The 26,692-nt window shown below is 66.2% G+C and carries 27 protein-coding genes and 4 pseudogenes; 14 read left to right on the top strand and 17 right to left on the bottom strand.

Annotation, left to right across the window (positions count from 1 at the left end; translation table 11 throughout):
* Positions 1-44 precede the first annotated feature (44 nt).
* From OHA42_RS24485 to OHA42_RS24505, 5 genes are all read left to right on the top strand, one after another.
* Entirely contained in the window at positions 45-1,574 is a 1,530-nt protein-coding gene (locus OHA42_RS24485) for a sodium:solute symporter (protein ID WP_406230194.1), read from the top strand.
* On the top strand, positions 1,574-2,734 hold the full coding sequence (locus OHA42_RS24490) for an anhydro-N-acetylmuramic acid kinase (RefSeq protein WP_406230195.1): 1,161 nt from the start codon (positions 1,574-1,576) through the stop codon (positions 2,732-2,734). Before OHA42_RS24485 ends, OHA42_RS24490 begins: the two co-directional genes overlap by 1 nt.
* A gap of 3 nt (positions 2,735-2,737) precedes the next feature.
* Positions 2,738-3,601: a MurR/RpiR family transcriptional regulator gene (locus OHA42_RS24495; RefSeq protein ID WP_406230196.1), complete on the top strand. Its 864-nt coding sequence runs from the start codon at positions 2,738-2,740 to the stop codon at positions 3,599-3,601.
* Between the two features lie 148 nt (positions 3,602-3,749).
* On the top strand, positions 3,750-4,580 hold the full coding sequence (gene murQ / locus OHA42_RS24500) for an N-acetylmuramic acid 6-phosphate etherase (protein ID WP_406239581.1): 831 nt from the start codon (positions 3,750-3,752) through the stop codon (positions 4,578-4,580).
* A gap of 132 nt (positions 4,581-4,712) precedes the next feature.
* Entirely contained in the window at positions 4,713-5,153 is a 441-nt protein-coding gene (locus tag OHA42_RS24505; protein WP_406230197.1) for a MarR family winged helix-turn-helix transcriptional regulator, read from the top strand.
* A 93-nt stretch (positions 5,154-5,246) separates the two neighbouring features.
* Here the strand turns inward: OHA42_RS24505 and OHA42_RS24510 are convergent, their stop codons facing one another.
* Positions 5,247-5,960 (bottom strand): esterase/lipase family protein, encoded by a 714-nt coding sequence (locus OHA42_RS24510; RefSeq protein ID WP_406230198.1) that lies wholly within the window; start codon positions 5,958-5,960, stop codon positions 5,247-5,249.
* Positions 5,961-6,078: 118 nt separating this feature from the next.
* Between OHA42_RS24510 and OHA42_RS24515 the strand changes: the two genes are divergently transcribed.
* Positions 6,079-6,432: a hypothetical protein gene (locus OHA42_RS24515; protein ID WP_406230199.1), complete on the top strand. Its 354-nt coding sequence runs from the start codon at positions 6,079-6,081 to the stop codon at positions 6,430-6,432.
* Between the two features lie 203 nt (positions 6,433-6,635).
* On the opposite strand, the gene OHA42_RS24520 is transcribed toward OHA42_RS24515, so the two are convergent.
* From OHA42_RS24520 to OHA42_RS24540, 5 genes are all read right to left on the bottom strand, one after another.
* Entirely contained in the window at positions 6,636-6,980 is a 345-nt protein-coding gene (locus OHA42_RS24520; protein WP_406230200.1) for a pyridoxamine 5'-phosphate oxidase family protein, read from the bottom strand.
* 283 nt (positions 6,981-7,263) lie between these two features.
* Entirely contained in the window at positions 7,264-7,683 is a 420-nt protein-coding gene (locus OHA42_RS24525) for a DUF302 domain-containing protein (RefSeq protein ID WP_406230201.1), read from the bottom strand.
* 48 nt (positions 7,684-7,731) lie between these two features.
* Positions 7,732-7,977, bottom strand: a complete 246-nt coding sequence (locus OHA42_RS24530) for a DUF2892 domain-containing protein (protein WP_406230202.1) — start codon at positions 7,975-7,977, stop codon at positions 7,732-7,734.
* A gap of 36 nt (positions 7,978-8,013) precedes the next feature.
* The gene (locus OHA42_RS24535) at positions 8,014-8,283 is read right to left on the bottom strand and encodes a metal-sensitive transcriptional regulator (protein WP_406230203.1); all 270 of its coding nucleotides are present in this window, start codon (positions 8,281-8,283) and stop codon (positions 8,014-8,016) included.
* A 78-nt stretch (positions 8,284-8,361) separates the two neighbouring features.
* Complete coding sequence (locus OHA42_RS24540) at positions 8,362-10,521, bottom strand: MMPL family transporter (protein ID WP_406230204.1); 2,160 nt, start codon at positions 10,519-10,521, stop codon at positions 8,362-8,364.
* Between the two features lie 110 nt (positions 10,522-10,631).
* Here OHA42_RS24540 and OHA42_RS24545 point away from each other — a divergent pair, with 110 nt between their 5' ends.
* The 3 genes and pseudogenes from OHA42_RS24545 to OHA42_RS24555 all read left to right on the top strand — a co-directional run.
* The gene (locus OHA42_RS24545; protein WP_406230205.1) at positions 10,632-10,859 is read left to right on the top strand and encodes a DUF2892 domain-containing protein; all 228 of its coding nucleotides are present in this window, start codon (positions 10,632-10,634) and stop codon (positions 10,857-10,859) included.
* An 87-nt stretch (positions 10,860-10,946) separates the two neighbouring features.
* Positions 10,947-11,567 carry a disulfide bond formation protein DsbA gene (locus OHA42_RS24550; protein ID WP_406230206.1) on the top strand — a complete coding sequence of 207 codons (621 nt, stop codon included), beginning with the start codon at positions 10,947-10,949 and terminating at the stop codon, positions 11,565-11,567.
* 338 nt (positions 11,568-11,905) lie between these two features.
* Positions 11,906-12,400 (top strand): annotated as a pseudogene (locus OHA42_RS24555) (cbb3-type cytochrome c oxidase subunit I); the annotation flags it as partial.
* Between the two features lie 33 nt (positions 12,401-12,433).
* Here the strand turns inward: OHA42_RS24555 and OHA42_RS24560 are convergent.
* The 4 genes and pseudogenes from OHA42_RS24560 to OHA42_RS24575 all read right to left on the bottom strand — a co-directional run.
* Positions 12,434-13,678 (bottom strand): annotated as a pseudogene (locus OHA42_RS24560) (transposase); the annotation flags it as partial.
* Between the two features lie 54 nt (positions 13,679-13,732).
* Positions 13,733-14,392, bottom strand: a pseudogene (locus OHA42_RS24565) (reverse transcriptase domain-containing protein); the annotation flags it as partial.
* A gap of 625 nt (positions 14,393-15,017) precedes the next feature.
* The gene (gene add / locus OHA42_RS24570; protein WP_406230207.1) at positions 15,018-16,043 is read right to left on the bottom strand and encodes an adenosine deaminase; all 1,026 of its coding nucleotides are present in this window, start codon (positions 16,041-16,043) and stop codon (positions 15,018-15,020) included.
* 113 nt (positions 16,044-16,156) lie between these two features.
* Positions 16,157-16,296, bottom strand: a pseudogene (locus OHA42_RS24575) (DnaJ family domain-containing protein); the annotation flags it as partial.
* 151 nt (positions 16,297-16,447) lie between these two features.
* Here OHA42_RS24575 and OHA42_RS24580 point away from each other — a divergent pair.
* Positions 16,448-16,969 carry an ester cyclase gene (locus OHA42_RS24580; protein ID WP_406230208.1) on the top strand — a complete coding sequence of 174 codons (522 nt, stop codon included), beginning with the start codon at positions 16,448-16,450 and terminating at the stop codon, positions 16,967-16,969.
* A gap of 79 nt (positions 16,970-17,048) precedes the next feature.
* On the opposite strand, the gene OHA42_RS24585 is transcribed toward OHA42_RS24580, so the two are convergent.
* A complete protein-coding gene (locus OHA42_RS24585) occupies positions 17,049-17,405 on the bottom strand; it encodes a hypothetical protein (RefSeq protein WP_406230209.1) in 357 nt (118 codons plus the stop codon).
* Between the two features lie 230 nt (positions 17,406-17,635).
* On the opposite strand from OHA42_RS24585, the gene OHA42_RS24590 reads away from it, so the two are divergent.
* The gene (locus tag OHA42_RS24590) at positions 17,636-18,043 is read left to right on the top strand and encodes a hypothetical protein (protein WP_406230210.1); all 408 of its coding nucleotides are present in this window, start codon (positions 17,636-17,638) and stop codon (positions 18,041-18,043) included.
* A gap of 15 nt (positions 18,044-18,058) precedes the next feature.
* Here OHA42_RS24590 and OHA42_RS24595 read toward each other — a convergent pair whose 3' ends face one another.
* From OHA42_RS24595 to OHA42_RS24620, 6 genes are all read right to left on the bottom strand, one after another.
* On the bottom strand, positions 18,059-18,403 hold the full coding sequence (locus tag OHA42_RS24595; RefSeq protein ID WP_406230211.1) for a hypothetical protein: 345 nt from the start codon (positions 18,401-18,403) through the stop codon (positions 18,059-18,061).
* Positions 18,400-18,750, bottom strand: coding sequence for a hypothetical protein (locus OHA42_RS24600; RefSeq protein ID WP_406230212.1), 351 nt, complete (start codon positions 18,748-18,750; stop codon positions 18,400-18,402). The genes OHA42_RS24595 and OHA42_RS24600 overlap by 4 nt, the downstream gene beginning before the upstream one ends.
* 147 nt (positions 18,751-18,897) lie before the next feature.
* Positions 18,898-19,584 carry a GntR family transcriptional regulator gene (locus OHA42_RS24605; RefSeq protein WP_406230213.1) on the bottom strand — a complete coding sequence of 229 codons (687 nt, stop codon included), beginning with the start codon at positions 19,582-19,584 and terminating at the stop codon, positions 18,898-18,900.
* Positions 19,585-19,656: 72 nt separating this feature from the next.
* Positions 19,657-20,508 carry a hypothetical protein gene (locus OHA42_RS24610; RefSeq protein WP_406230214.1) on the bottom strand — a complete coding sequence of 284 codons (852 nt, stop codon included), beginning with the start codon at positions 20,506-20,508 and terminating at the stop codon, positions 19,657-19,659.
* 84 nt (positions 20,509-20,592) lie between these two features.
* Complete coding sequence (gene glpK / locus OHA42_RS24615; RefSeq protein ID WP_406230215.1) at positions 20,593-22,125, bottom strand: glycerol kinase GlpK; 1,533 nt, start codon at positions 22,123-22,125, stop codon at positions 20,593-20,595.
* 88 nt (positions 22,126-22,213) lie between these two features.
* Positions 22,214-22,978, bottom strand: coding sequence for an IclR family transcriptional regulator (locus OHA42_RS24620; RefSeq protein WP_406230216.1), 765 nt, complete (start codon positions 22,976-22,978; stop codon positions 22,214-22,216).
* Between the two features lie 248 nt (positions 22,979-23,226).
* Here OHA42_RS24620 and OHA42_RS24625 point away from each other — a divergent pair, with 248 nt between their 5' ends.
* The 3 genes from OHA42_RS24625 to glpD are packed head-to-tail and all read left to right on the top strand — an operon-like array spanning position 23,227 to position 26,671.
* Positions 23,227-23,418, top strand: coding sequence for a hypothetical protein (locus OHA42_RS24625; protein WP_406230217.1), 192 nt, complete (start codon positions 23,227-23,229; stop codon positions 23,416-23,418).
* Positions 23,415-24,935, top strand: coding sequence for a glycerol kinase GlpK (glpK, locus tag OHA42_RS24630; protein WP_406230218.1), 1,521 nt, complete (start codon positions 23,415-23,417; stop codon positions 24,933-24,935). The genes OHA42_RS24625 and glpK (OHA42_RS24630) overlap by 4 nt, the downstream gene beginning before the upstream one ends.
* A 56-nt stretch (positions 24,936-24,991) precedes the next feature.
* Positions 24,992-26,671, top strand: coding sequence for a glycerol-3-phosphate dehydrogenase (glpD, locus tag OHA42_RS24635; protein ID WP_406230219.1), 1,680 nt, complete (start codon positions 24,992-24,994; stop codon positions 26,669-26,671).
* Positions 26,672-26,692: the final 21 nt, after the last annotated feature.

The following is a 26,692-nucleotide window of genomic DNA, read 5'->3' on the forward strand; positions in this document are numbered from 1 at the left end:
TGACACTTATTTGCATTCGTCCGCCGCGTCACCGGGGAGTTGCGATGAACGCACTCAATCTCGCCGTCATCGTCGTCTACCTCGTCGTCGTCGCCTGGATCGGCCTACGCCTGTCCGGGAAGCAGAAATCCAGCAGCGACTACTTCGTCGGCGAGGGCCGAATGCCCTGGTGGACAGTATGTTTCTCGGTTGTCGCGACGGAGACGAGCGTGCTCACTGTCATCTCCGTCCCCGGCGGCGCCTACACCGACCAGGGTTTCGGCAATGTCGAGCTGGCGCTGGGCTATATCATCGGCCGCACGATCGTGGCGATCGCCTTGATCCCGCTGTACAAACGCGGCGGCTTCGTCAGCGCCTACCAGTACCTCGAGCTGCGGTTCGGCCGCTATCTGCAGGGTGTCGCCTCGGTGACATTCGTCTTCACTCGATTGCTCGCCGAGGGCGTGCGCCTGTTCGCCTCCGCCATCCCGATCAAGCTGCTACTCAGCGAGTTCGGCCTGAACATCGGCTACGACGTCATCATCGTCGCACTGACACTGCTGACGGTCGTGTACACCTACCTCGGCGGCATCAAGGCCGTCATCTGGACCGACGCACTGCAGATGGGCCTCTACCTCACCGGAGCCATCATCGCGATCTGCGTCCTCACCGGTCATGTCGGAGCCGACGGCTGGTCGGATGCGTTGCACGCAGGCAAGTTTCGTGTCTTCGACACCGATTTCGACCTGGGGCACGTCCTCACCAACAGCTTCGCACTGCCCACGGCGATCCTCGGCGGCGCACTCTTCGCCATGGCCTCGCACGGCTCCGACCAGTTGATCGTGCAGCGCATCCTCGCAACGAGGTCACTGCGCGACAGCCAGCGGGCGATGATCGCCTCCGGTGTCTTCGTCGCGCTGCAATTCGCGGCGTTCTCCCTGGTCGGTGCGTTGCTGTGGTCATACAACGGTGGCAAGACACCCAAAGAGCTCGGCCTGTCCAGCGCCGACAGCCTGTATCCCGACTTCATTCTGCACGGACTACCCGTGGTGATTTCGGGGCTGCTGGTCGCCGGAATCCTCGGCGCGGCGATGGGTTCGCTGTCCTCCGCGCTGAACTCGATGGCGAATTCGACCGTCGCGGACATCATTCGCAGCTTCAGCCGCACCGCGATCTCCGATGAGTCACTGCTGCGGCTGGCGCGGGTCATGACGCTGGTGTGGGCGGTGCTGATGGCGCTGTGCGCCATGGGATTCAGCGCGACGACCGGTAACGTCTACCTCACGGCGCTCACGATCGCGGGATACACCTACGGGGCGCTGCTCGGGGCCTTCTTGCTCGGTCGGCTCGTCGCGCGCGCCAACCAATTCGATGCCATCGTCGCCTTCGGCGTCACCGTAATCGTGATGACGTTCGTTGTGCGGGTCATCAAGATTGATGTCACGGTCGCGGGGAAGGTGACAGAGAAGGGCATCGCCGCTCAGTGGCTGGTGCCGATCGGCGTGCTCGTCACGTTGGCGGTCGGTGGGCTCACCAGCCGCTTTCATCCGGCACCCGCACGCACCGCGCCCGAACCGATCGAGGTGGTGGCCTGATGCGGGTCATCGGGTTGATGTCGGGCACCTCCCACGATGCGATCGACGCCGTCGGCGCGGACATCGTCGCGAAGGACGACACCATGTACGTCCGCGTAGTCGGGCTGCTCAGCCGGCCATATCCCGACTGGCTGCGCGCGGAACTGATCGCGGCACTGCCGCCCGGCTCGCTCGACATGGCGGCTGTGTGCAGGCTCGACACCGCCATCGGACAGGCGTTCGCTGCTGCCGCCGATGCGGCCATCGACGAGTTCTTCAGCGGCACAGTCGATCTCGTCGCATCGCATGGTCAAACCGTCTACCACTGGGTGCGCGACGGCACCACGCACGGCACGCTGCAGCTCGGGCAACCGGCGTGGATCGCCGAGCGCACCGGTGTGCCGGTCGTCAGCGACTTCCGCGCACGCGACATCGCCGCGGGCGGACAGGGCGCACCACTGGTCGGACTGTTCGATGTGCTGTGGCTGGCCGGGCGCCCGGGTCGCTCGGCAGCGCTCAATATCGGCGGCATCGCCAACGTGACCGTCACCGGCGATCCACCGGCGGCGTTCGACACCGGACCGGGCAATGCGTTGATCGATGCGGCGGTCGAGCTCGTCACCGGAGGCAGTGAACACTTCGACCGCGACGGCGTCCGCGCTGCCCGCGGGATGGTTGAGGACAACCTACTGGAAACCCTGCTCGCAGAGCCCTATTACGACGCCATGCCGCCGAAGACGACCGGTAAGGAGCTGTTCAATCGCGGCTACCTCGAGCGCGTGTTGCAGGGCCGGACGTTGGCCGACGACGATATCGTCGCCACCGTGACCGCAGTGACCGCACACACCATCGCCGATGCCCTCGGCCCTTTCGAACCCACCGAAGTCATCGCCTCGGGCGGGGGAACACGCAACCCCACCCTCATGGCGATGGTGCGTGAGCACCTGCGCACCACAACGCTGCGCACCTCCGACGAACTCGGCCTGCCCTCGGCCGCCAAGGAGGCCACGGCGTTCGCTGTACTCGGCTTCCTCACCGCGCACGGGCTCGCAGGCAACCATGCAGCCTGCACCGGAGCGGCACATACGACGGTGCTCGGGTCCCTCACGCCCGGCGCAGCGGGATTCGACTTCCCCGCGACTCCGACCACGCCCCTGCAACGCCTCACGGTGGCGGGGTGAACCGTGACAGAAGGTGAGGACGTCCGCACCCGGCTACTCGCGGCCATCCCGCAGCTCACCCCGAGCGCGCTGAAGGTTGCGCGGGTGATTCAGCACAACCCTTCGGGCGCCGCGCAGCTGACAGTGAATCAACTCGCGGAGCGGTCCACGACGAGCACGTCTGCGGTCGTTCGGCTGGCCAAAATGCTCGGCTATGAGGGTTATCCGCAGCTGCGTCTCGCACTGGCCGCAACAGGCGCCGAGGACCGGGCACCGGTGTTCGCCACCGACATCGACGGCGACGATCCGCTGTCGAAGGTGCTGCACAAGCTGACTGCCTTCGAGACCGAAGGGATGCTGGCGACCGCGGAACTCGCCGACCCCGCGACCATGGAGGCGGTCGTCGACGCACTGGTCGGGGCGCGGCGTGTGCAGCTGATCGGAATCGGGGCGTCCGGGCTCGTCGCGATGGACATGGCGCAGAAGCTGACCAGGATCGGAATGTGGTGCGGTGCTTGCATATCCGAGGACGACGCACTCGTGCAGGCGAGCCTGCTGGAGGCAGGCGACGTAACTGTCGCTTTCTCGCACTCCGGCGGAACCGCAGGGGTCGTCGACGCGGTGCTCCGCGCAGTGAGCGCCCGGGCGACGACGGTCGCCGTGACGGCCGGAGCCCAGTCGAAGCTGGCTCGTTCGGCCGCACACACAGTGCTCGTGGCCGGCCGCGAAGACGGATTCCGGTCCGCGGCAATGGCGAGCCGGATGAGTCAGCTGCTCGTAGTGGATGCGCTCTACGTGGGTGTCCTGCAGCGCACGCCGTCGGCGCCTGCGGCCTTGCGCCGAACCTATGACGCCGTCGCGGATCGTCGGACCAAGGAGCTGGGGTGAGCCGCACTCGCGGTGCACTGACGGCATGGGCGAACAACTATGGAGCACGGATCGGGTCGATCTCTCGCGGGACACAGGAGGCGAAGTGCACAACATCGGATCATTGACCACCGAACTGCCGAACCCGCGCACCGCCACACTCGACTCGATGCCCGTCGTCGAGCTGCTCGCCACCATGAACGCAGAAGACGCAGGCGTCGCCGCTGCTGTGGCACAAGCAATTCCGCAGATCGCACGCGCCGTCGAGCTGATTGTCGAGTCGCGGCGGCGCGGCGGCAGGCTGATCTATATCGGTGCAGGCACCAGCGGCAGGCTCGGCGTGCTCGACGCGGTCGAATGCCCACCTACCTTCGGCATCGCTCCCGGTGAGGTGGTCGGGATCATCGCCGGCGGTCCCGAAGCATTCTCGAAGGCAGTGGAGGGCGCCGAAGACGATCCGGCGCGCGCCGAACAGGACCTGGCCGCAGCGAATCTCACTGCTGCGGATGTCGTCGTCGCCCTGGCGGCGAGCGGGCGAACCCCCTACACCATCGGGGCGTTGCACTACGGGCGGTCGGTGGGTGCCGCAACCGTCGCGATCTCCTGCAACCGCAATGCCGACTCGACTGCGTATGCCGACGTGGGCATCGAGATCGAGACCGGCCCTGAGGTAGTGACCGGTTCCACCCGACTGAAAGCGGGCACCGCACAGAAGATGGTCTGCAATATGCTCTCGACCGCGACCATGGTCCAGGTCGGCAAGGTCTATGGCAACCTCATGGTCGATCTGCACCCGACCAATGCCAAGCTCGTCGACCGGGCCCGTCGCATCATTGCCGAGGCCACCGGAGTCGACGCACCCACTGCCGCAGCCCTGTTGGATGCCGCGGGCGGTCACGCGAAGACCGCCATCGTCATGCAGCTGGCCGGGGTCGACGCAGCAGCTGCACGGAAACTGCTCGACCGAACGCAAGGATTCGTACGCACCGCCGTTCGGTGAATCGGCCACCTGTGTCGAGTGGCATCAGGCATGTCACTCCCTTTCATTGGCGTCTTCATTGGCGTCGCAAATATTGACGACGCCAACTATGCCAATTTTCATTGGCTGCGCCAACGATGTATGGTGGCTGTCGTGGAAGAGACGCCCGCACGCCTGACCGTGAAGCCGAGTTGGCTGCTCACCCAGTTGGCAGTGCACGCCCACCGGTTGGCGTCCGACGGCTTCGGCGAGGTGGGTGCGCGGGGGTATCACTACCGCATACTGGCTGCGCTGGACGAGTTCGGGGTAGCCAGCCAGGCCGAGCTCGGTCGCCGGTGCAGCATGGACCGCAGCGACGTGGTGGCGGCGATCAATGAGCTGGCCGAGCAGGGTTGCGTCGAGCGGACGCCGGACCCGGACGACCGAAGACGCAACATGGTGACCCTCACCAAGGCCGGCGACCGGCAACTGCGACGCATGGACCGAGCGCTCGACAAGGTGCAGGACGACCTACTCGGACCGCTCTCGGCCGAGGACAGACAGAACCTGACCTGCCTGCTCGCTCGACTGCTCACGCACCACCAGCGGGGATGAGGAGGGCCGGCCCGCGCGTCAGCAACGCACCGCGACCGGAACTCGTCACCGAGCGATGATCAGTCGATCGGGTCGTCCGGATCGCTGGTCGCGCTACGGGCAGCTGGTCGTGAGCGGCCCACCCCGCAGTGCGGAATCGATCAGTTCCCGCACCGCGCCATCGACGGGTTCGTCGGCGTGGCCGACCTGTCGTCCGGGGCAGAACGACTGGATGCTCCGGTTGGTAGCGCCCGGCAGCGAGTTCGTCTCTCCCCCAGCACCTTCGCTGAACAGATGGTAGGCGGGCAGGCCGGGCGGCACTGCGGGGTCGGCGTTGAGTTCGGTCAGGAACTCCGATCCCGGAGCCAGGTCGCGACAGCCCTGAGACCATGCCGAGCACAGCCATCCGAGCGGTTCACCGAGTTCGGGCGTGCCGAAGTCGACATAGGTGCCGACCTGATCCGATCCGCCGAGGAACTTGGCGTAGTGCCGTTGGGTCAGACCACCCATGGAGTGGCCGGCCAGGTCGACGCGCACCGCGCCGGTCTCGCGCCGGATCTCCGCGACCTTGTCGGCCACCGCGTGCGCCGAGTCGGCGATCGCCGCGGTTCCGGTCGGATTGCCGAGCAGCACCATCGAATACGCGGGATACCCGCGCGCGCCGAGCCATGTCCGCAGGCTTTCCAGTTTTCCTTGATCGGCGTCGTACCCGCCGATCACCAACACCGGATTTCGACCGACTGCGGGGGCCGCGGCCGCATGGCCTGCGACCGAACCGACTGCCGCGCAGACCATGACGACGGCCAAGCGAACAATCCGAGCAAGCATGAGTATCGACCTGCCTTCATCGACGGTCCCCCGGGTCCGGCTGAACCTTACCGACGTGCCACTGACCCGTACGATGCCACCTGGATCACACACATCGAGCCTCGAAGGGGCGTTGCCGATGCCGCACGACCAGCTCCGCGCGAAATTCCTTGCCGTCGACACCACCGCACTCTGCGACGCCGACAAGGCAACGCGCGTGCTGCACAGCGCCATTCGATCCCGCTCCGCCACCACGAGAATCTTCGGGCCCGCATACACCATCCGATGCCGAGACGACTTCTTCGCCGTTCTGCGCGCCATCGAATCCGCTGCGCCAGGTGATGTCATCGTCGTCGACGGCGGCGGCAAGGAGATCGCGCTGGCCGGTGAACTCTTCGCCCGTGGCGCCCTCGCCAGGAAGCTCGGCGGCATCATTATCGACGGCGGCTACTCGCAGCCATCGGTGCCCAGCTTCCCGGCTTGCCCCGGATAACGGGACCGCTTCGTGTTGTGCCGCGACGGGATCGCCGCAGGCTGCCTCCGATGTTACCCCGGATAACAGACCATTATCCGGGGCTGGCGGAAGGCGTCCAGGAGCGGAGATGTTGGTGCTCGAAACAGCCCTGCTGGCGCGGTGGATGATCCCGGCGCCGGGGTGTCTGCGTGCCTGTAACACGCTGTTGTCGGACCGGGGGGCTATTTCGAGGGGGCGGGGGCCAGGCGCAGGCCCGAGATGCGGTCGATCTCGACGCGAATGACCTGATCGTTGCGCATCGATACCCAGGGAAGGCGGGGCACATCGACTGCGGCGACCAGTTCGTCGATGTCGGATACCGTCGTGGCTTGCCCGGTGAGCAGCACGGTCCAGCCGCTGTGGGAGTCGGGATCGATCTGGTCCACCTCCACCGCCACGGTCTGGCCGGCTACCGCGGCGCCGTGTCGGCCCGGCACCGTCCACACCACCACGCCGTCACCGGCAACGGTGAAGTTGATCGGCCGGATGACCGGAATCCCGTCCTCAAGGTACGCGATCCGAGCCACCGGAACGATCGCAGAAGCACCCGGCACTCGGCGTCGCTGATTGTCGACAGTTTTGTCATCGCTGCGATCCCTTTCACTCGATGGGTGCCGTGCGATCGCATCGGGACCGGTCCGCCGCACACGGGATGTCTTCACTTCCAGCGTATGGGTCAGTGGGGTGAGCGTGAAGGCCCCGCTGGTCACTCGTGTGGCATCCGGGCCAGCGTTGGTTGAAGCCGGTAGGAGCGGCGTTCGACGCTCGATCCGGATCGGCTTGCACCGGTCTGAGGAGCCCGTGCGGGGGTCAGCGGGTGTGGTGCAGCGAGTCGATGGCGGCTTGCAGTCTGGTCGCGGCCTCGGCGGCGATGGGTGCCAGCGCGGGTTCTCCGGTGACCTGCACCATCAGTTGGGGGTTCATCGCCTCGACGATGATGTCGGCGTCGTTGTCGCGGGAGCGGCGCACGACGACGTTGCAGGGCAGCAGTAGTCCGATCTGGCGGTCGATTTCGACTGCTTGGTGGGCCAGGGGCGGGTTGCAGGCTCCGAGGATTCGGTAGTCCTCCATGTCGTGGCCGAGTTTGGCTTTCAGGGTGGCCTGCATGTCGATTTCGGTGAGGATCCCGAAGCCCTGCTCGGCCAGCGCGGTGCGGGTGCGTTCGACGGCGTCGTCGAAGCTGGTGGTCACGGTGGTGGACAGTCCCAGGTCGGTTCTGGTGTCGGTCATGAGCTGGCTCGCTTTCTCGGTTGATGACGCTGGAGGTGTGGTGGGTGTTCAGGTGCGTGGGACCGCGCAGGTCGCGGTGCCGGCGGGGATACCGAGGCGGGCCATGAGCAGGCTGGCCGGGCACCAGTCGAGCGCGCTGTAGAGCAGCAGGTTCGCCTCGACCAGGACGGTCAGCAGCAGCCACCACGGCGACAGCGCCGCCGCCAGTGCGGCGCTGGTCAGGATCAGGATCCCGGCCAGCAGCGGTCCCACTCGGTCGATGGTCCATGCACGGGGTCGCGAGGGCAACGACATGACGTCGAACTCCCTTTCGGTGGGGTCAGGTGTCGGTCAGGCCAGGGCGAGGAACAGTTTTTCCAGTTCCTCGACGGTCATCGGGTCGGTGCCCTCGGTGGCTTGCCCGGCCAGGCATTCGCGCAGCCCGGTGGCGACGATCTTGAATCCGGCCCGGTCCAGGGCTCGTGAGACCGCCGCGAGCTGGGTGACTACGTCCTTGCAGTCGCGTCCCTGCTCGATCATCGCGATCACGCCCGCGAGCTGTCCGTGTGCACGGCGCAGCCGATTGAGTACCGGTGCGATGCTGTTTTCGTCGCCGACCATCGTGTATCTCCTTCTTCTGTCGAACCCCTCCCAGAATACCCTACGGGGTATTCCGGGAGGGTGAGCGTTTCGCGCGGGTCAGTGATGGGCGAAGCTGATCCTCGGCAGGATCCGCGCCAGCCACGCCGGGGTCCACCAGGCCGCGCGTCCGGTCAGGCGCAAGATGACCGGCAGCAGCACCAGGCGCACCAGCAGTGCGTCGAGCAGCACCGCGACACCGAGGATGATGCCCATCTCCTTGGGGGGTAGCGGGTCGGCGAGGGCGAAGGCGAAGAACACCGCCACCATCACCGCCGCGGCGGCAAATATGACCCGCCCCGAATGCGCGAGCCCGTCCAGGTGCGCGGCGTGGGGGTCGCCGGTGCGTTCGTAGTGTTCCTTGGCGGTGGCCAGCAGGAACACCGTGTAGTCCATGGCGATGGCGAAGATCATCGCGAAGAAGAACACCGGCCCCCACCCGTCGAGGAACCCTTGCGGGGTGAAACCGAGCAGCCCGGCGCCGTGCCCGTCCTGGAAGATCAGCTTGGCCACCCCGAACGCGGCCGCGGTCGAGAGCAGGCTGACCCCGGTGCCCAGGGCCGCGATCAGCGGGGCCTGCAACGCGATTAGCAGCAGCACGAATCCCAGGACCAGGATGATCGAGACCACGATCGGCAGATAGTCGTCGAGGGCTTGTTGCAGGTCGAGGTTCTCCGCTGCCGCACCACCCACGAGAACGTTCTCGGGCAGATCGGCGCGCAGCCGGTCCAGGATCGCGGCCATCTCCGGTGCGGACGGGTCCACCGCGGGCATGGCCGCCATCATCACCAGGTCGCTGCCGTCGGCGGCGGGCTGGGGCGGGGTGAGCATGAGGATGCCGGTGCTGGTGCGCGCGGTGTTGGCGGTGGTCTCGGCGTCGGCGGCGGCGGTGATGATCGAGAGCATGCCGGGGGCTCCGGGGCCCATCTGCTGCTGAATCAGTTCATAGCCTTGGCGCACCGGCGCGTCGGCGGGCACGACCTGAATCGACGGCATCGCGGTTTTCAGCCCGAGCACCGGCGCCGCCAGCCCGATCAGGATGGCCAGCGCCACCGCGGCGAAGGGCCATGGGTGCTTGTGCAGGATCTGGCCCCAGCGCGCGAACACCGGAGAGCGGTGTTGCTGCCGGCGAGCAAAGGGCAACGCCGCGGCGTTGACCTTGCCGCCGAGGGCACCGAGCGCGGCGGGCAGCAGGGTCAGGGTCGCGGCCAGCACGAACACCACCGCCAACATGATCCCCACCGCCATCGTGCGCACCGCGGGCGCGGGCACGATCAGCACTGCCAACAAGCTCACCAGCACCGTCAACCCCGACAACAGGACCGCCTTGCCGGCGGTGTCCATGGTTTCGGCGACCGCGGCCCGGGGATCGCCGGTGCGGGCCAAGGCGTCGCGGAAGCGGGCGACCAGGAACAGTGCGTAGTCGATCCCGAGGGCCAGGGCGAACATCATGGCGAAGTTCATCGCCCACACCGAGATCGGGGTGATCTGGTTGAGCAGCACCAGCCCACCCGCGGAGGCGACCAGGCCGGCGAGGGTCAGCAGCAGCGGCAGCCCGGCCGCGACCATGGACCCGAACGCGAGCACCATGATCGCCAAGGTGACCGGCCAGGAGAACATCTCGGCTTTGATCATCGCGTCGTGGTTGGCGGCGTTGAAATCGCTCCACAACGCCGAGGCCCCGGTCGGGTAGACCTCGATCCCGTCCCCGGTCAGCGCGGTCAGCGCGTCTTTGTGCTCGTCGACGGCCTTGACCATGTCGTCGGTGGAGGCGTTCGCACCGGCGATCACGATGCCGGTGTGGGCATCGGGGCTGATCGTGAACCCCGGTTGCGGGGCGATCACCTGCCCGATCCGGTCGTCACCGGCGAACACCGCGCCGACCTCGTCGATGACGCGGGCCATCGCCGGATCACCGATCGTGGCGGTGTCGGAGTGGATCACCACCTGCACCGCGGCCGAGGAATTGCCGCCGAAGTGCTGCTGGGCCAATTCTCGTGCGCGCACCGATTCCGAGCCGTTGGTCTGCCATCCCGCTCCGGCGAGCGAGGTGAACACACTCGGCGCGGCGGCCCCGAGCGCGATCAGCATCAGCAGCCACACCCCGATCACCGCGCGGGTGTGCCCGGCCATGAACGCACCCCACCGACCCAGCATCCCCGGACCTGTGTCCGGGTGCTGGGCGCCAGCGGCGGTCCCAGCGAGTTTCGTCTCGACCATCTGACCCTCCTTCAATACCCTAGGGGGTATATTGAATACCGAGCCGACAATACCCCATGGGGTATTGTGGAGTGCAACCCCGTTGGGCCGAGACAGAGGAGTTCGCCATCATGGGTATCGTCGAGTTCATGCGAGGCACCGCAGGTCGGGCCGCCCGCATCGTCGCCGGAATCGCGCTGATCCTGATCGGGCTCGCCGTCATCGGCGGACCCGCCGGCATCGCGGTCGCGGTCATCGGGCTGGTCCCGATCGCGGCGGGGGTGTTCAACTTCTGTCTGCTGGGCCCGGTGTTCGGGGTCGACCTGCAGGGCCGTCCCCGCTCCCACCCCAGCCGCTGACCTCGACCTGCACGCATCCCCCTCGGTGCGGCTGGTCACGATCCCCGCTCGAACCGCCGCGCCACAACTTCCCCCAGGAGGCCGTCGATGGCCGAAATCGACCTGTATCTCGATCCCGTATGCCCGTTCGCGTGGGTGAGCTCACGGTGGCTGCTCACCGCCGCCGACGCCGGCCCGCACACGGTCCGGCTGCGGCAGATGAGCCTGGCCGCGCTCAACGACGGCCACGACGTCGATGCCGCTCATCAGCCGATGATCGACCGTTCACGCCGCCTGGGCAGAGTGTTCGCCGCGGCTACCCGCACCGCCGGAGCCGAGGCGTTCGCGCGTCTCTACGACGCTGTCGGGACCCGACTGCATGTGCACGGCGGCGATCTCGGGCCCGAAGCGCTCGCCGCATCACTGACCGCAGCGGGCCTGGACCCGGCGCTGGCCGACCACGTGGACGACACCGGTCTCGACAGGGACGTCACCCAGAGGCACAAGGCCAGCCAAGACGCGCTCGGCGGCAGCGGCGGCAGCCCGATCATCGTCATCGACGGACACGGCTTCAACGGCCCCGTCCTGACCGAAAGCCCCACCGCGCAACGCGGTCGGGACCTGCTCGACGCACTCGTCACCGCCGCGACCACCCCCGGATTCGCTGCCCTGCACCGCCCCTACCAAGGCCCCCCGAGGATCGAACGCACCACCGAGGAGACCCGCTGATGTGCTCACCTTCCCGATGCCGCACCTGCGGCAAAACCACCTGGTCGGGCTGCGGAGCCCACATCGACTCCGTCCGAGCCGGTGTCTCCCCCGACCAATGGTGCCCAGGGCATGAGACCGCGAACCCCGCTACGCCGTGGTGGCGGACGCGTAAGAAGTAGGACACCACACGCGAGGACACACTCCCCGCGAGCGGACCGGCCATCGCGCTCAGCACAGCGCTCGCGCCACGGTCTTGTGACCGGGAGAATCCTCTGGCCCCATGGGCGGACAGCGGCGACCCGAGCACACCGCTGCCCGTCGACGACGACGGGTGTGCTGTCGGTTGGATCAGCGACTTCTGGTTCCCCAAACTGACCGGCCGCCTGCTCGACGAACGCCTCGGCAAACTCCACTTCTGGACCACCTTTATTGGCTTCCACGCCACGTTCCTGGTCCAGCACTGGCTCGGCAACCAAGGAGTGCCCCGCCGCTACGCCGACTACCTGCCCACCGACGGATTCAGCACCCTCAACACCATCTCCAGCCTCGGATCGTTCCTGCTGGGATTGTCGATGACCGCCTTTGTGTGGAACGTGTTCAAAAGCTACCGCTACGGCGAGGTGGTCACCGTCGATGACCCCTGGGGATACAGCAACTCCCTGGAATGGGCCACCACCTGCCCGCCACCGCGACACAACTTCTACGAACTACCCCGAATCCGATCCGAACGACCCGCCTTCGAACTGCACTACCCGCACATGATCGACCGCATGCGCGCCGAATCCCACATCGGCTGGGGCCGCAGCACCATCCACACCGACACCGACGCGGCCCAACCCACCACTGGCTGACCACACCTGGGAAACCGGACAGGCCGCGCGCGTTCAGAACAGCGTGTCACGTACCCGCAGCGGCCGGTACCCGGTCGGCCCCAGCTGGGCGAGTTCGGCGTCGATGTCAACCTCGATCGTGCCGAAGAAGTTGATGTTGGCGCTGTGCGCTGGGGAGATGTGGGCCAGGACCTCGTCGTCGACACGCTGCCCGGCCCGGCGCATCTGCTCGACGGCGAGCCCGTAATACTCTGTGGTCCAGGCGATCACGGCGTTGGTGGCCAGGGTCAGACACCACGCTTGTTCGGCCTGGTCTTCGAGCTGGCGGGCTCGGATCATGCCCTCGTGCGCATAGAGCAGGTCCCGGCGCAGCGCGTGCAAGGACTCGCCCTTGTTGAGCTGGCGCGAGATCTTGCGCCGATAGTCCGGATCCGCGAGATATTTCGCGGCGTAGATGGTGCGCCGCAGCGCCCCGTACTCCTTGAGTGCCGCGGCCAGGGTGTTCTGGCGGCTCGACGCCGAGAGTTTGCCGACCAGCAGGGAGGCGGTGGCGTGCCCGAACTTCAACGATCCGGCCAACCGCAGCAGATCGTCCCAGTGCTCGGCGATCAAATCCAGGTTCGCCTTGCGGGTCATCAACGGTCCCGCGTGCGGGAACCGGGCCTCGGCGTCCGCACGGCGTTCAGGCCGGTAGACGGTGATTCTACCCAGATCCCGGATCCGCGGGGAGAGCTGCATCCCGAGCAGGTCGAACAGCCCGAAGTTCACCAAGGTCACCCCGTGGGTGTCGGTGGCGTGCTCGGTGATCGGCAGATCGGTGGCGTTGCCCAAAATCTCATCGAGCACGTAGTGGGCTTCGCGTTTCGTCGCGACGATGACCTTGGTGCCGTAGGTGGCGTGCTGGTCGGTGACATGGGTATAGGTCGACAGCCCCTCACCAGCGAAGTAGCGGCTCATCGCCCGCGCGGTCGTCGACTTGCCGCGCGTGGGGAAACGCTGCCCGTCGCTCGAGGACAGCGTGCCGGCACCGAAGACCGCGGTCAGCGGCAGGCGCTGGTAATAGTCGATCAACGCCAGGTTCGCCGCGCGCAGCGTCTCCTCCCGCACATACCATTCCTCGGTCCAGGACAGGATGTCGTAGGAGATGCCGGATCCTTCGGCCATCCGCGTCAACCCCAGGTTCGTCGCACCGGCCAGCAGCACCGCGATGAGATTCCGCTTCAGCTCTGGGGTGCGCGTTTGTTTTCCGCTGGCGTGGGCGAAGCAGTCCAGGTAGCCGGTGCGTTTGTCCAACTCGATTGCGTAGTGCAGGAACAGGTTTGCCAGCACGGGCGACACCGAGGACCCCTGGGGAGTACCTCGGGTTCGCTCCAGCAGGGTCCCGTCGGGCTGCTGCACCGGTGCGCGAAGCCACCGGTTGACATACAGCACCACCCACGGGGCATCGGTATGCACCTCCACAGCTTTGACGATCAGGTCCCACCGGACGGAGTCGAAGAATTTCTGGACGTCGAGATCGATCACCCAGTCCTTCTTCCAGCACCGTTCCCGACATTTACTCACCGCATCCAGAGCGGACTTCCCCGGCCGGTAGCCGTAGGAGTCGGGATGGAACACCGGATCCACCCGTTTCTCCAAGTGCGCGGCCACCACCGTTTGCGCCACCCTGTCTCCGACACAAGGGATTCCGAGGGTCCTCATGCCGCCACCGTGCTGTTTCAGTATCTCTACCGCTCGAACCGGAGGCGGAAAGTAGCTTCCCGAGGACATCCTGTTCCAGATCTTGTAGAGGTTGTTCTTCAGATCCTTCTCGAAGTCCTCGATGGTCACGCCATCGACTCCCGATCCGCCCTTGTTCTGCTTGACCTTCTCCCACGCCTCCCAGACCTCCCGCTTGGAGATCTCGAACGGCTTGCCTGTTGACTTCAGCTCACTCACGCGACTCCTCCCAGGACATCCGCCTGGTTGATCGAACAAGTACAAGCCACCGATGACCTGGCCCCTTGGCTCCATTCCCACCGCGCCAGGCAGGAACTTCCCAGCTACTACGAGCCAGTCCGTCAGCGCCGTCCCGCATCGGTACTCGGTCCCTCGCGGGTTCTCCGCTTGGGATGCTCCCTCTCTCCGTCCGCGAATCAGCTTCGCGGACAGAAGTATCGGGACGGGCCTTCTCACGTTCCACGCAAGAGCAGCAGATCAGGCTCGCGCCGCCTTCACGCCGGACACCATCTGGCCAGTAAGCAGGTTCCCGCCAGACTCATTCCAAGGTCGGATAAAACCCAGGTTTCGATGTCGTCCTAAACATTTCGACGCTTCAACAGCGAACCCCCGGAAGGGCTTTCAGCGCAACGCCTTCCTGATCCCCACCTGACGCCTCCAACGGACGCCTTTTCCCTCATCGCTCACCACGACAGTCTTCAGCTAACGCAGCAGAGGGTGGTTTAGTGCCTCCCCCATGCAGGGCGACACTGGAGGGCCGAGAATCCTCCATCTCTACGCAGCACCGCTTCAAGAAGCTTCTCCTACGTCTTCAGCTCCTCTCCACGTTCGTGACGCACTACCCGTTGTTTTTCGCGCGAGTACTACCGGAACGTTTTTCGCGCGAGTACTACCGGAACCCCGGTCCGTAGCGCTGTCGTCAGGCTCCCCGGTTCTTCGCGACATAGTCGTCGATCTCACCGAGGAACGCATCCAAGCGGGCAGGAGTAATCCACGACGCCCGGAAGGAGTTCTTGGCCAGTGCGACCACTCGGTCGATGTCGAGACCGGCATGCGCGGCGAGGGCGAGGTAGTTGTCCGCCGCGTAGGCGTCGAAGTAGGACGGGTCGTCGCTGTTGACGGTGACCGCGAGCCCCCGGTCGAGCAGCGCGATGATTTCGGTCGACTTCATCTGCTCGGTAACGAACGAATTCGAGACCGGGCAGCAGGTCAGTCCGATGCCCTTGGATTTGGCCAGCTCGACGAGCCGGTCGTCTTCGACGATATTGGTGCCGTGGTCGAGTCGATCGACACCGATGTCCTCCAACGCCTGCCGAATATGCTCGATGGAGTCGGTTTGGTCGATATCGCAATGCATGGTCAGCAGGAAACCCTCGCGCCGGGCACGGGCGAAAACGGCGGCGAATTTGCTCGGCGGGTTACCGCGCTCGTCGGAGTCCAGCCCGACCCCGATAATCCAATCCTTGTACGGCAGCGCTTCGAGCAAGGTCGCCATGGCGTACTCGGCGGAGTAGTCGCGCAGGAAGCACAGGATCAGCTCGGCGGAGATCCCGAACTCCCGGCGCGCCTGCACGATCGCGGAGCGGTAGCCGGTGATCACCGCGGCGAAAGCGACACCGCGGCCGGTGTGCGCCTGCGGATCGAAGAACATCTCGACGTGGCGGATCCCGTCGGCGTGGGCGCGGGTCAGATAGTCGAACGCGAGGTCGTGAAAGTCCTGCGACTGCTGCAGCACCCGCATGGCTGGGTAGTAGACCTGCAGGAACGAGGTCAGATCGTGGAACTTATAGGTCTGTTTGACCTCGGCGACAGTCTTCTCGACCAACTCGATGCCATTGCGCTGAGCCAACCGGAACTTCAACTCCGGCTCCAACGTGCCTTCCAGGTGCAGGTGCAACTCAGCCTTGGGCAGGCCCCGAACGAACGCGGCGAGATCCGATGACATGGAGCCATCATCCCCCGCCGACGCCACCTGGCCCGGCAAAGGCATCAGGTCCGCGGCGAACTCGTAACGCCGAGGGCGCCGACGTTGATGAAAAGGATGTCACCTCAGAGCTTCTCGTCATCCACGCCACCGGACCCGGGAATAGGCTTTCCGCACCGGGCAGGTTCTGGAACTCCCCACGCTCGGTCGCCTCGCGGATCAGCTTGTCGATCCACGATTCGAAGGAAACGCCCAACCGCTTGCGCTCGGTCATCGCCACAATTTCGACCGCACGTGCATACCTCGATATTACGGACAGTGCGGAATCGGACGCCGTGCGGAGAATGTTCGTCGAAACCGACCTCGGCGCGTGGTTGTGTTCGGCACGGTGGGGAGCAGGCTCGGCACGAGAGGAGACTGACGGGATGACCACATCGACGAACCCCGGCGCTGTTGCGCGTCGGTACATCGAGGCACTCGCGGCGCAGGACTGGGCTACGGTGGCAGCGTGCTGGCAGCCCGGCGCGATCGACGACTTCGTCGGGATCGCCCGACTGCGCGCGCCCGAGGAAGTCGTCGACTACTTCCGGGCGATCCATCGTGCGGTGCCCGATTTTCGGGCCGAGATCATCTCGGTGACCGAGCAGGACGACCGAGCAGCGGTGCACTGGCGCATGTGGGGCACCTTCGACGGCACCGAGCCCTTGATCGGGGTCGCACCCAACGGGTGCGCGCTGAACATCCTCGGCACCGACCTGTTCGTCGTGCACGACGGCGCGATCGCGGCGAACACCGCAATCTCGAACGGCCTCGAGATCGCCAGGCAGTTGGCGATCATGCCGGCCCAGGGTTCCCGAGCCGAGCGGTTGATGTTCATGCTCGTCAATTCCGTTGCGCCGGTTGCCAAAGCACTGCGTGCGCGGCGACGGCGTGGCGCGGCAACCTGACCGACCGCCGCTGCCGCGTGCGCGGAGGTCCGTCGGCCTGCTCGAGCGCAAGGACGCGCACCAGCGGACACGACGCGCGTCACCGTCGAGGTGGCGCAGCGATCGCGCGGTGTGCCGATGATGGAGACCGATAAGTGTATTCGGTGTGCCGGCTCGAGTTGGCTGCCAGCCAGTCGGCGAAGGTTCCATCGATGCAGTGCGGCAAGAGTTCGCGTTCGGTATCCGACGGCGCCACTGTTTCCTGCAACCCCAGTCGAGATGCGGACAATTCGGCCGCCGCGCTGGACATATCGATGACGACCTCGATGCCGCGCGGCGTCCGGTCGGACCGAGCGATCTCGACGACCTCGTGCCCCTCGCGGCGCAGCGCCTCGACAAGTTCTCGGCCTGCGCGTCCGGTGGCACCGACCACCGCAAACCGGCTCGGGTTGTTCATCCCAGCACTCCATCCCATCCACTCACCGGTGATCCGGCAGGTTCCAGGATGTGCGGGCACGTTGATAATCTCGCGATACGTCCGCGATGCGGTGCTCGGTCCGGGCGAAAGGCGGGGCTCCCCCACGAGCGCTGTCCCCGGGCTGTGCGCCGGCTTGCCCCGGCGGTGAGCGTTCGGAAGCAGAATCACCAGGTGCGGAAAACCCTCTCCAGATCAATACGATCACCGACATGAACGACGCGAACGAGCTGACTTCCCCGACTATGTCCCACGTCGACCAGCCTGAATCGGTTGCGGAGAATCGCGGGAACCCACTGCGGGGCTGGGAGAATGAAAATCACATCAGCAGCACCCAGTACCAGAAGGCGCTCGCGCAATACGAGTCGACGCGTCAGGCGGTACTTGCCGCGCTGTCGGACGATCCGACCGTCGGCCGAATGACCGAAATCGGCCGCGAGTACGGCGAAGCATTCAACATCCTCGAGGAAGAGGATCCCTTCATCGACACCGCCGACCGTGAGGATCTTTTCGATGCACTCGACCACATCCTCGATGAAGCGGAAGCCGAGCTGAGTCTCGACCTCGATTGGGCGCGTGAAAGCCTCATCGAAGGCGCAGAGTCCGTGCGCGACTGGTAGCCGCCGGGTACCTGGTCATCGCGCGTAACGCTCGGATCTCAGGTCGGGCTTGATCCGTCCGGCGGCGACCAGAGTTTGGAAGGCGACCCGCTTCCATGGGCACGATTCGACTCGGCAGTCCCGGTGCGTGCGCATCAATGTGTGCGCCTCATCGATGCTGAAGGCCTTGGCCGCATCCTCCGGCGGGGCATCGACCGCGGGCCATCCGAGCGCACAGAACGTCTCGCGGTCGATACGATCGCGGGACTGATAGGAAGTCGACTCTTCCCGGCGTTCATTGCGGACCGACATCGCGAACAGCCCGACCGCGGTGACAGCGACGACGACCAGCACGACGAGAATCCACTGCCAGCTGGTCATGGCCGGTCGCTTTCTGCGCTGTGCCGCACGCCGCGGCGCAAGGTTTGGTGCGGGGTGATGATGATCAGGTCGGCGACCACGAGCAGCGCGCGAGCGAAGTCGGCCACATGGACGTGGCTGGGTGTGATCACCACGTCGGCGTCGGTTCTGCTCACGGCCACCAGGATCCGGCTGAACGGGTGGGGGACTTCCGGGCCGACAGTCACGATGGTGTCGACACGGTAGCCCTCGGCCGCTGCGAGATCGTTGATCGCCTTTTCATCGACCTCCCGGTCGTCGCCGGAGATGTCGCGCCGGAGGAATCCGATCGCGCGTTTCATCACATTCCGGCCAGCTACGCTGGACATGCTTCAGGGGGCCCAATCTTCTGAGGTGTACGGAAGGCTGAAGCGGCTGGAACCGCTTCGGTGCTTTTGGCCCCCGGTGGCTGGAACCACCGGGGGCCACTCTTATCGAGGCCCGGAACGATCACGGGCCAACTCCCGATCGGTCTGCTACGTGAAACCGTCCACCTCCGGGTCATGATCGAGTCTCATCCGGAACACGAAGGCGCTGTAACGATCGCGCGGATAGCTGACGTCGGAGATCATCACCACTTCGTCGGCGGCATTGATGAATCTCTGGTGCACAGTCTTGACGAGTTCGCCTGCGGTGGTGCCCAACCAGGTGGCGTGTTCGGGCGCCGGTGGCCGGTCGGTGATCGTCTCCTCCAGGTATGCCGGGGCCTTCTGTACGTGGTCGACCGGCTGATAGGTATCGGAGATCGAGATCGGTCGCCCGTCCTCGGTGACGCGAGTGATCACGTGCATTACCTCGTCGTCGGGAGCGATGCCGAGCAGCTCCGCGAGGTTGCCTGCTGGAAGCCGGCGAACATCGCGATCTACACACACCGGACGATCCGACTCGTTGCCGAAAGAACCCTCCGCGCTTTCGAACTGCCGCTCGGGAGATACCCGGACCAGATCCGGTCGCTCCGAGACGAAAGTCCCCTTGCGTGCGACGGTGCGGACCAGCCCCTGACTGAGCAACAGTGCGATCGCCTGACGGATGACGACACCCGAGACCTCATACAGCTCGGCCAGTTCCGAATAGCTGTGTAATTGGGTGCCGGGCGCAAGCTTGCCGGTTCGGATCTGCTTCGCGATTTCGCCGGCGATGGCGACGTATGCGGGTTCCGGCATCGCGAGGTCCTTTCAACAACGTGAGCCGAGTGTATACGTCGCTGTGTATACACAACGCGGAATCGCCGAAAGTCAGGAGGAGTGTCGGCGCCAGCACTGCGCGGAGTCGTCGAGGTTCCACCATGCGACGAAGTTCGAATCCTGATCGAGCAGCTGCCACTCGGTATCGAGGGCCTCGAAGAAGGCGTCGTCCGCCGTCTTTCCGCCGCGCGGTTCGCCGATATAGATGACGCGATCACCGCCTGCCCGCCGGTAGGACGCGAGCGCTTCCGAGGCCATCGGGTTACCCCAGCCCGGCGGCCAGCACAACAGCAGCACACCCGCGCCATCGCCACCGGCGGCGCGCAGCGCCGACAGCTCCTCCAGATCGCCGACCCGACCCCAGGTGGCGGGCTGACCTGCGGCAACGGGGAAAGACATGTTGTCGTGAACGCCGGGCGGTTCGGAATCGAATGCCAGCACCTCGCCCCCGCCCCTGGCGATCTGATCGGCCCAGTATCCGCGGCCGGCCCCGACTTCGAGCACCCGCCTGCCCTCGCACACCTCCGCGATCCAGCTCAGGGTTTCCGGCGAAGGGATGGCGTAGGCATAGACAGCCTGCAGAACGGTCTGTGCGAACCCCAATCGCGCACTTCCGTTGTCTCGTCCTCCGTTCACCACCCTGCCGGTTGCCTCCCCCGCGCGATCTGTGACGGCGGGAGCGACGATGTCCCAATACGGGTTGTCGCTCGGCCCACCGGTCATGTAATGCAGCAGCCGAATGTCGAACGCACGATCGGCCTCATCATCACCGCTGCCGGGCAACCGCGGGGCCGTGTCGAGGTAGTCCGCCACTGTCGGATACTCGGCCCGAAACCGCGCGTCGTCGCCGAGCAGGGCAGCGAGCTCGTCTCGCCGATCGGGTGATAGTAGGAATTCGGTCACCCTTTGATTCTGACCGTCTCGTCGCACCACCGCCGTATCAATGACAAATCTGTTGTCCAGCAATATCTTTCGTCATGGACAAGATCATGACGCCGGCCTGGTGCTGTCGCGAGCCCGTTTCGAACGTGACCAGCCGAAGGTCAGCGAGACCGCGCGCTTCCAGTTGTCGTATTCCTCAGCGCGCAGATCGGGATCCATCTGTGGCATCCACTGTCCGGCCAGGCGCCAGTTGTTGCGCAGGCCTTCGAGGTCCGGCCAGTAGCCCACTGCCAGCCCTGCGGCGTAAGCCGCTCCGAGAGAGACGGTTTCGGGGACGAAGGGACGCATGACGGGGATGCCGAGCACGTCGGCGACGATTTGCATGAGCAGGTTGTCGGAGGTCATGCCGCCGTCGACGCGCAGGGTGCTGGCTTGCAGGCCGGAGTCGGCGTTCATGGCGTCGACCACTTCGCGGGTCTGCCACGCGGTGGCTTCCAGCACGGCGCGGGCAATGTGGCCTTTGGTGATGTAGGAGGTGAGGCCGGCGATGAGGCCGCGGGCGTCGCTGCGCCAGTGCGGAGCATAGAGACCGGAGAAGGCGGGGACGATGTAGCAGCCGCCGTTGTCTTCCACTGTGCGGGCAAGGGTTTCGATTTCGGGGGCGCTGGCCACCAGGCCGATATTGTCGCGGACCCATTGCACCAGGGAGCCGGTGACCGCGATCGGGCCTTCCAGGGCATAGACCGGCTCGGGGCCGATCTGATAACCGATGGTGGTGAGCAGACCATGGGTGGATTGCACCAGTTCGGCGCCGGTGTTCATCATCAGGAAGCCGCCGGTGCCGTAAGTGCACTTGGTTTCCCCACGGGCGAAACAGGTTTGGCCGAACAGAGCCGCGTGCTGGTCGCCGAGAGCCGCGGCAATGCGAATGCCGGGGACGACGCGGCGAGTGGTGCCGTAGTCCCCGGTCGAGGGTTGGATCCGCGGCAACATCGCCGCGGGGATGCCGAAGAAACCGAGCAGCTCCTCATCCCAGGTGAGCGTGGCCAGGTTCATCAGCAGGGTGCGGCTGGCGTTGGTGACGTCGGTGACGTGGCTGCCGCCGTCGACGCCGCCGGTGAGGTTCCAAATCAGCCAGGATTCCATGGTGCCGAACAGAACTTCGCCGCGTTCGGCGCGCGCACGCAGACCGGGAGTGGTGTCGAGCAGCCAGCGCAGCCGGGGTGCGGCGAAGTAGGTGGCAAGGGGTAGGCCGCACAATTCGCGGATCCGCTCCGCGCCGGGTTTCGCCGCCAGTTCGTGCACCAGCTCTTCGGTGCGCACGTCCTGCCAGACGATGGCGCGGCGCAGCGGGGCGCCGGTGCGGCGATCCCATACCACCGTCGTCTCGCGCTGGTTGGCGATACCGAGGGCGGCGATCTGATCGACGGCGATGCGGGAGTCGCGCAGCACCTGCGGCACGATGCGGCCGACATTGCGCCAGATCTCCATTGCGTCCTGCTCGACCCAGCCCGGCCGCGGATAGTGCTGCTGATGTTCACGCTGAGCGACACCGACCAGGCGGGCTCGCTGATCGAACAGGATGCACCGGGTGGAGGTGGTGCCCTGATCGATCGCCAGCACAAAGCGTTGTGTCATCCGCAGCTACTTCCTGTCGGGATCGGTGGCCGCATCCCCGGGTCGCGGTCGGGGAGCGAATTCGGGTCGTGCCCGCGACGTGGCAAGGTCAGTGTCCGGCACCGAGATCACGCGACACGGCGTGCGCGGCGTCGAGCACATGACCCACCAGCGTGGGCCGATGGCGCAGCTGCGAGTCACAGAGCCGGTCGACGGGGCCGCTGATGCCGATGGCGCCGACCACGAGTCCACCGTGGGCGCGGATCGGCGCCGCGATGCCCGCTTCGCCCGGCCTGAACTCCTCGGTGTCCCCGGCCCACCCGGCCTGGCGCACACCGGCAAGCGCCCGGGTGAGCGCGACGCGGTCGACGATCGTTCTTCGGGTGAGCGAGGGCAGGGCGCTGCCGCGTACCGCGGCCGCCAGGTCGGAGTCGTAGGCCAGCAGCACCTTGCCGAGCGCGGTCGCGTGCGGCGGCAGCAGCTCCCCGACCTCGAGTGCCTGTTCGGTGTTGTCGGGCCGGAAGACGTGATGGACCACCACCACAGTCCCTTCGGCCGGAGCCCCGATACGCACCGACTCACCGGTGCGCGCGGCAAGCCCGTCGGCCCAGTTGATCGCCCGTGAACGCAGCTCGTTGGCGTCGAGGTAGCTGGTGCCCAGGTGCAGCAATGCCGCGCCGAGTTGATATTTGCCGCTGGCCGGGTCCTGTTCGACGAACCCGACACCATGCAAAGTACGCAGGATGCCGTGCGCGGTGGGCTTGGCAAGACCGAGTGCCCCGGCGATGTCGGCGACGCCGAGGCGGCCGGAACCGCGAGCGAGCAACCGCAGCACGGCCGCCGCTCGCTCGATCGATTGGATCGGACCTGGCATAACCGGAAACTTAACCGGAACCCCCCGGTTCGACAATGTCGAATGCGCAGTAATCGTGGAGCAACACCGGACATGACCTGCGTCATAGCGACCTCCTCGACGGCCGGACAGTAGCCGCGGCAGTTCCCCACCGACACCTCGATCGTTCAGCATTGTCGAACGCGAGGTATGTCCGATGACGAAATCCCTCCGTAACGTCGAATCGACGGTCGCGGTCGCGACCAAGCACGGCGAACGGAGACTCAACGGTGAACTTCGGCTCGATCTCGGTGAGTGCAGCACTCGGCATGGGAATGCTGGTGCTCCTCGGAGTCGGTGTGGTCGCGACTGTGTTGCCGGCCAATACGGGGTGGGCGCTCAGGACAGCCATCAGCGAGCGCATCATCAACTCGCCGCTCCTCGGCATGACGAAGCCCAGCCTCAGCGAGGCGCAGTCATGAGCCGGTACGTCGGCGCCATCGATCAGGGCACCACGAGCACCCGCTTCATGGTGTTCGACCACGGGGGCAACGAAATTGCGCGTCACCAGCTCGAGCACGAACAGATCCTGCCGCAACCGGGCTGGGTGGAACACAATCCCACCGAGATCTGGGAACGTACCAGGGCCGTCATTCAAAGCACCCTCACCAAGGCCGATCTGACCGCCACGGATTTCGCCGCCGTCGGCGTCACCAATCAGCGCGAAACCACCGTGGTGTGGAATCGCCGGACCGGGCGCCCCTACGGCAATGCCATCGTCTGGCAGGACACCCGCACCGACCGCATCGCCGCCGAGCTCGAACGCGCAGGCCACAGCGAAATCATCCGCCGCAAGGCCGGTTTGCCACCCGCTACCTACTTCTCCGGCGGCAAGCTGCGCTGGATCCTGGACAACATCCCCGGCGTCGCGGCCGATGCCGAACGGGGCGAGGCGATCTTCGGCACCACCGACACCTGGCTACTGTGGAACCTCACCGGCGGCACCGACGGCGGCGTACACGTCACCGATCCCACCAACGCCGCCCGCACCATGCTGATGAGCCTGGAAACCCTCGACTGGGACGAAGAATTGTTGTCGCTGTTGGGAATTCCGCGCGTCATGCTGCCTGCGATCGCCCCCTCCGCCAACCCCGAGCTGTTCGGCACCACACGCACCGACGGACCGTTCGGCGGCGCGGTGCCGCTGGCGGGCATCCTCGGTGATCAGCAGGCGGCCACCGTCGGCCAGGTGTGCTTCCGTCCCGGCGAAGCGAAGAACACCTACGGCACCGGAAACTTCCTGCTGCTCAACACCGGTCACGAAATCGTGCACTCCCGGCACGGGCTGCTCACCACCGTGGCCTACCAGTTCGGTGCCGAGAAGCCCGTGTACGCGCTGGAAGGCTCGATCGCGGTGACCGGCTCGGCCGTGCAGTGGCTGCGTGATCAGCTCGGCATCATTTCCGGTGCGGCACAAAGCGAATCGCTGGCGCGCCAAGCAGAGGACAACGGCGGGGTGTACTTCGTGCCCGCATTCTCCGGACTGTTCGCACCCTACTGGCGATCCGACGCCCGCGGCGCGATCGTCGGCCTCTCGCGCTACAGCACCAACGCCCATCTCGCGCGCGCAACCCTCGAATCCATCTGCTACCAGACCCGCGACGTCGTCGAAGCCATGGAGGCCGACTCGGGGGTGCGGCTGGATGTGCTGCGCGTCGACGGCGGCGTCACCGCCAACGAACTGTGCATGCAGCTGCAGGCCGACTTCCTCGGCGTCGCCGTGTCGCGTCCGATGGTCGCCGAGACGACCGCGCTCGGCGCCGCCTACGCCGCCGGTCTCGCCGTCGGATTCTGGGGCAGCACAGACGAACTCGTGCAGAACTGGCACGAGGACAAACGCTGGAACCCCACCGGGAGCGAACACCAGCGCGAGCGCGGCTACGCCCGCTGGAAAAAGGCGGTCGCGCGCACCCTCGACTGGATCGACGTCGAGGACTGACATGCCTCGACGACCCGTTATCGACTACTGACTAGCACTGAAACAAGGAGAACGCTGTGTCCGCTCGTTTGGACCCCGCCTACCGCGCTGCCGCGCTGAACACATTGGGCGACCATGAAATCGACGTCCTCGTCATCGGCGGCGGCGTCGTCGGCGCCGGCGCCGCCCTCGACGCCGCCGCGCGCGGCCTGTCGGTGACTCTGGTGGAGGCCAGGGACTTCGCGGCCGGCACGTCGAGCCGGTCGAGCAAACTCATCCACGGTGGGCTGCGCTATCTCGAGCAACTCGACTTCGCGTTGGTGCGCGAGGCATTGAAGGAACGCAGCCTACTGCTGCGCAAACTGGCGCCGCATCTGGTCCGCCCGGTGTCGTTCCTGCTGCCGCTGCAGCATCGGGTGTGGGAGCGCGCCTACATCGGTGCGGGCGTCGCACTCTACGACACGATGGGTGGGGCACGCGCGCTGCCGATGCACCAGCATCTGTCGCGCACGCGGGCACTGGAATTGGCGCCCGCGCTGCGTGCCGACACGATGACCGGCGCCATCCGCTACTTCGACGCACAGGTCGACGACGCCCGCCACACCATGACGATTGCCCGCACCGCCGCGCAGCACGGGGCCACGGTACTGACCCGCACCAAGGTGACGGGCCTGCTGCGCGATGGCGCCCGCGTCGTCGGCGCGCACGTCACCGATCTCGAATCCGGCCGCGAATACACCGTGCGCGCCCGCCGCGTGATCAGCGCGACCGGCGTATGGACCGACGAGATGAACCAGATGACCGGCGTGGAGTTCCCGTTTCATGTCCGCACCTCCAAGGGTGTGCACATTCTCGTTCCGCGCGAACGCCTCGACCTGGATACCGGGCTGATCATGCGCACCGAGAAGAGCGTGCTGTTCGTGATTCCGTGGGGCAACCACTGGATCATCGGCACCACCGACACCGATTGGTCGTTGGACAAGGATCATCCCTCGGCAAGCAATGCCGACGTGCAGTATCTGCTCGACCACGTCAACGCGGTCCTACGCGAGCCGCTGACCCGCGCCGACGTCGTCGGCACCTATGCCGGCCTGCGTCCCCTGCTGTCAGGCGCCTCCAGCGACACCGCCACGCTCTCGCGCGAACACGCTGTCGCCGAACCGGTTCCGGGCCTGCTGGTGATCGCGGGCGGCAAATACACCACCTACCGGGTGATGGCCGCCGATGTCGTCGACGCCGCGGTCGAGGGTCTCGGTCGCGCGGCCGCACCGTCGGTGACCGAGCATCTGCCGCTACTCGGCGCGGTCGGCTACCAGGAACTGGTCGCCGACGTGCACAGCGTGGCACAGCGAGCCGGACTGTCCACCACCACCGTCGAACGACTGCTCGGCCGCTACGGCTCCGCCGTTTGCGACCTGTTCGAGCTGATCGCCGCCGACGCCGACCTCGGCAAGCCGATCACCGGCGCCGAGGAATACCTCGCCGCCGAGATCGTCTACGCGGTCACCCATGAGGGTGCGCTGCATCTCGACGACGTCCTCACCCGCCGCACCCGCATTTCCATCGAATCCCGGGACCGTGGCCTGGCCGCTGCGCCGGAGATCGCCTGGTTGATCGGCCCCCACCTCGGCTGGGACGCTGCCGACACCGACCGCGAGGTCGCCCGCTACCGCGACCGCGTCCAGGCCGAACTGGCGGCCAACGAGGCCGCCGACGACGAAACCGCCAACGCCGCCCGCTTGGTCGCCTGCGCCTGACCCGGTCGGCCGGGAAGGCCG

It is taken from the genome of Nocardia sp. NBC_01009 (genome assembly GCF_045208035.1).
Classification (GTDB): Bacteria; Actinomycetota; Actinomycetes; order Mycobacteriales; family Mycobacteriaceae; genus Nocardia.

What these genes read in the sequence shown, in the direction of transcription:
- OHA42_RS24485 (WP_406230194.1), top strand. Translation starts at nt 45, where the DNA reads ATGAACGCACTCAATCTCGCCGTCATCGTCGTCTACCTCGTCGTCGTC.
- OHA42_RS24545 (WP_406230205.1), top strand. Translation starts at nt 10,632, where the DNA reads ATGGGTATCGTCGAGTTCATGCGAGGCACCGCAGGTCGGGCCGCCCGC.
- OHA42_RS24550 (WP_406230206.1), top strand. Translation starts at nt 10,947, where the DNA reads ATGGCCGAAATCGACCTGTATCTCGATCCCGTATGCCCGTTCGCGTGG.
- OHA42_RS24510 (WP_406230198.1), bottom strand. Translation starts at nt 5,960, where the DNA reads ATGCTTGCTCGGATTGTTCGCTTGGCCGTCGTCATGGTCTGCGCGGCA.
- OHA42_RS24535 (WP_406230203.1), bottom strand. Translation starts at nt 8,283, where the DNA reads ATGGTCGGCGACGAAAACAGCATCGCACCGGTACTCAATCGGCTGCGC.
- OHA42_RS24490 (WP_406230195.1), top strand. Translation starts at nt 1,574, where the DNA reads ATGCGGGTCATCGGGTTGATGTCGGGCACCTCCCACGATGCGATCGAC.
- add (WP_406230207.1), bottom strand. Translation starts at nt 16,043, where the DNA reads ATGTCATCGGATCTCGCCGCGTTCGTTCGGGGCCTGCCCAAGGCTGAG.
- OHA42_RS24525 (WP_406230201.1), bottom strand. Translation starts at nt 7,683, where the DNA reads ATGACCGACACCAGAACCGACCTGGGACTGTCCACCACCGTGACCACC.
- OHA42_RS24530 (WP_406230202.1), bottom strand. Translation starts at nt 7,977, where the DNA reads ATGTCGTTGCCCTCGCGACCCCGTGCATGGACCATCGACCGAGTGGGA.
- glpK (WP_406230218.1), top strand. Translation starts at nt 23,415, where the DNA reads ATGAGCCGGTACGTCGGCGCCATCGATCAGGGCACCACGAGCACCCGC.
- OHA42_RS24585 (WP_406230209.1), bottom strand. Translation starts at nt 17,405, where the DNA reads ATGAACAACCCGAGCCGGTTTGCGGTGGTCGGTGCCACCGGACGCGCA.
- murQ (WP_406239581.1), top strand. Translation starts at nt 3,750, where the DNA reads ATGCCCGTCGTCGAGCTGCTCGCCACCATGAACGCAGAAGACGCAGGC.
- OHA42_RS24595 (WP_406230211.1), bottom strand. Translation starts at nt 18,403, where the DNA reads ATGACCAGCTGGCAGTGGATTCTCGTCGTGCTGGTCGTCGTCGCTGTC.
- glpK (WP_406230215.1), bottom strand. Translation starts at nt 22,125, where the DNA reads ATGACACAACGCTTTGTGCTGGCGATCGATCAGGGCACCACCTCCACC.
- OHA42_RS24605 (WP_406230213.1), bottom strand. Translation starts at nt 19,584, where the DNA reads ATGCCGGAACCCGCATACGTCGCCATCGCCGGCGAAATCGCGAAGCAG.
- OHA42_RS24580 (WP_406230208.1), top strand. Translation starts at nt 16,448, where the DNA reads ATGACCACATCGACGAACCCCGGCGCTGTTGCGCGTCGGTACATCGAG.
- OHA42_RS24540 (WP_406230204.1), bottom strand. Translation starts at nt 10,521, where the DNA reads ATGGTCGAGACGAAACTCGCTGGGACCGCCGCTGGCGCCCAGCACCCG.
- OHA42_RS24620 (WP_406230216.1), bottom strand. Translation starts at nt 22,978, where the DNA reads ATGCCAGGTCCGATCCAATCGATCGAGCGAGCGGCGGCCGTGCTGCGG.
- OHA42_RS24515 (WP_406230199.1), top strand. Translation starts at nt 6,079, where the DNA reads ATGCCGCACGACCAGCTCCGCGCGAAATTCCTTGCCGTCGACACCACC.
- OHA42_RS24590 (WP_406230210.1), top strand. Translation starts at nt 17,636, where the DNA reads ATGAACGACGCGAACGAGCTGACTTCCCCGACTATGTCCCACGTCGAC.
- OHA42_RS24600 (WP_406230212.1), bottom strand. Translation starts at nt 18,750, where the DNA reads ATGTCCAGCGTAGCTGGCCGGAATGTGATGAAACGCGCGATCGGATTC.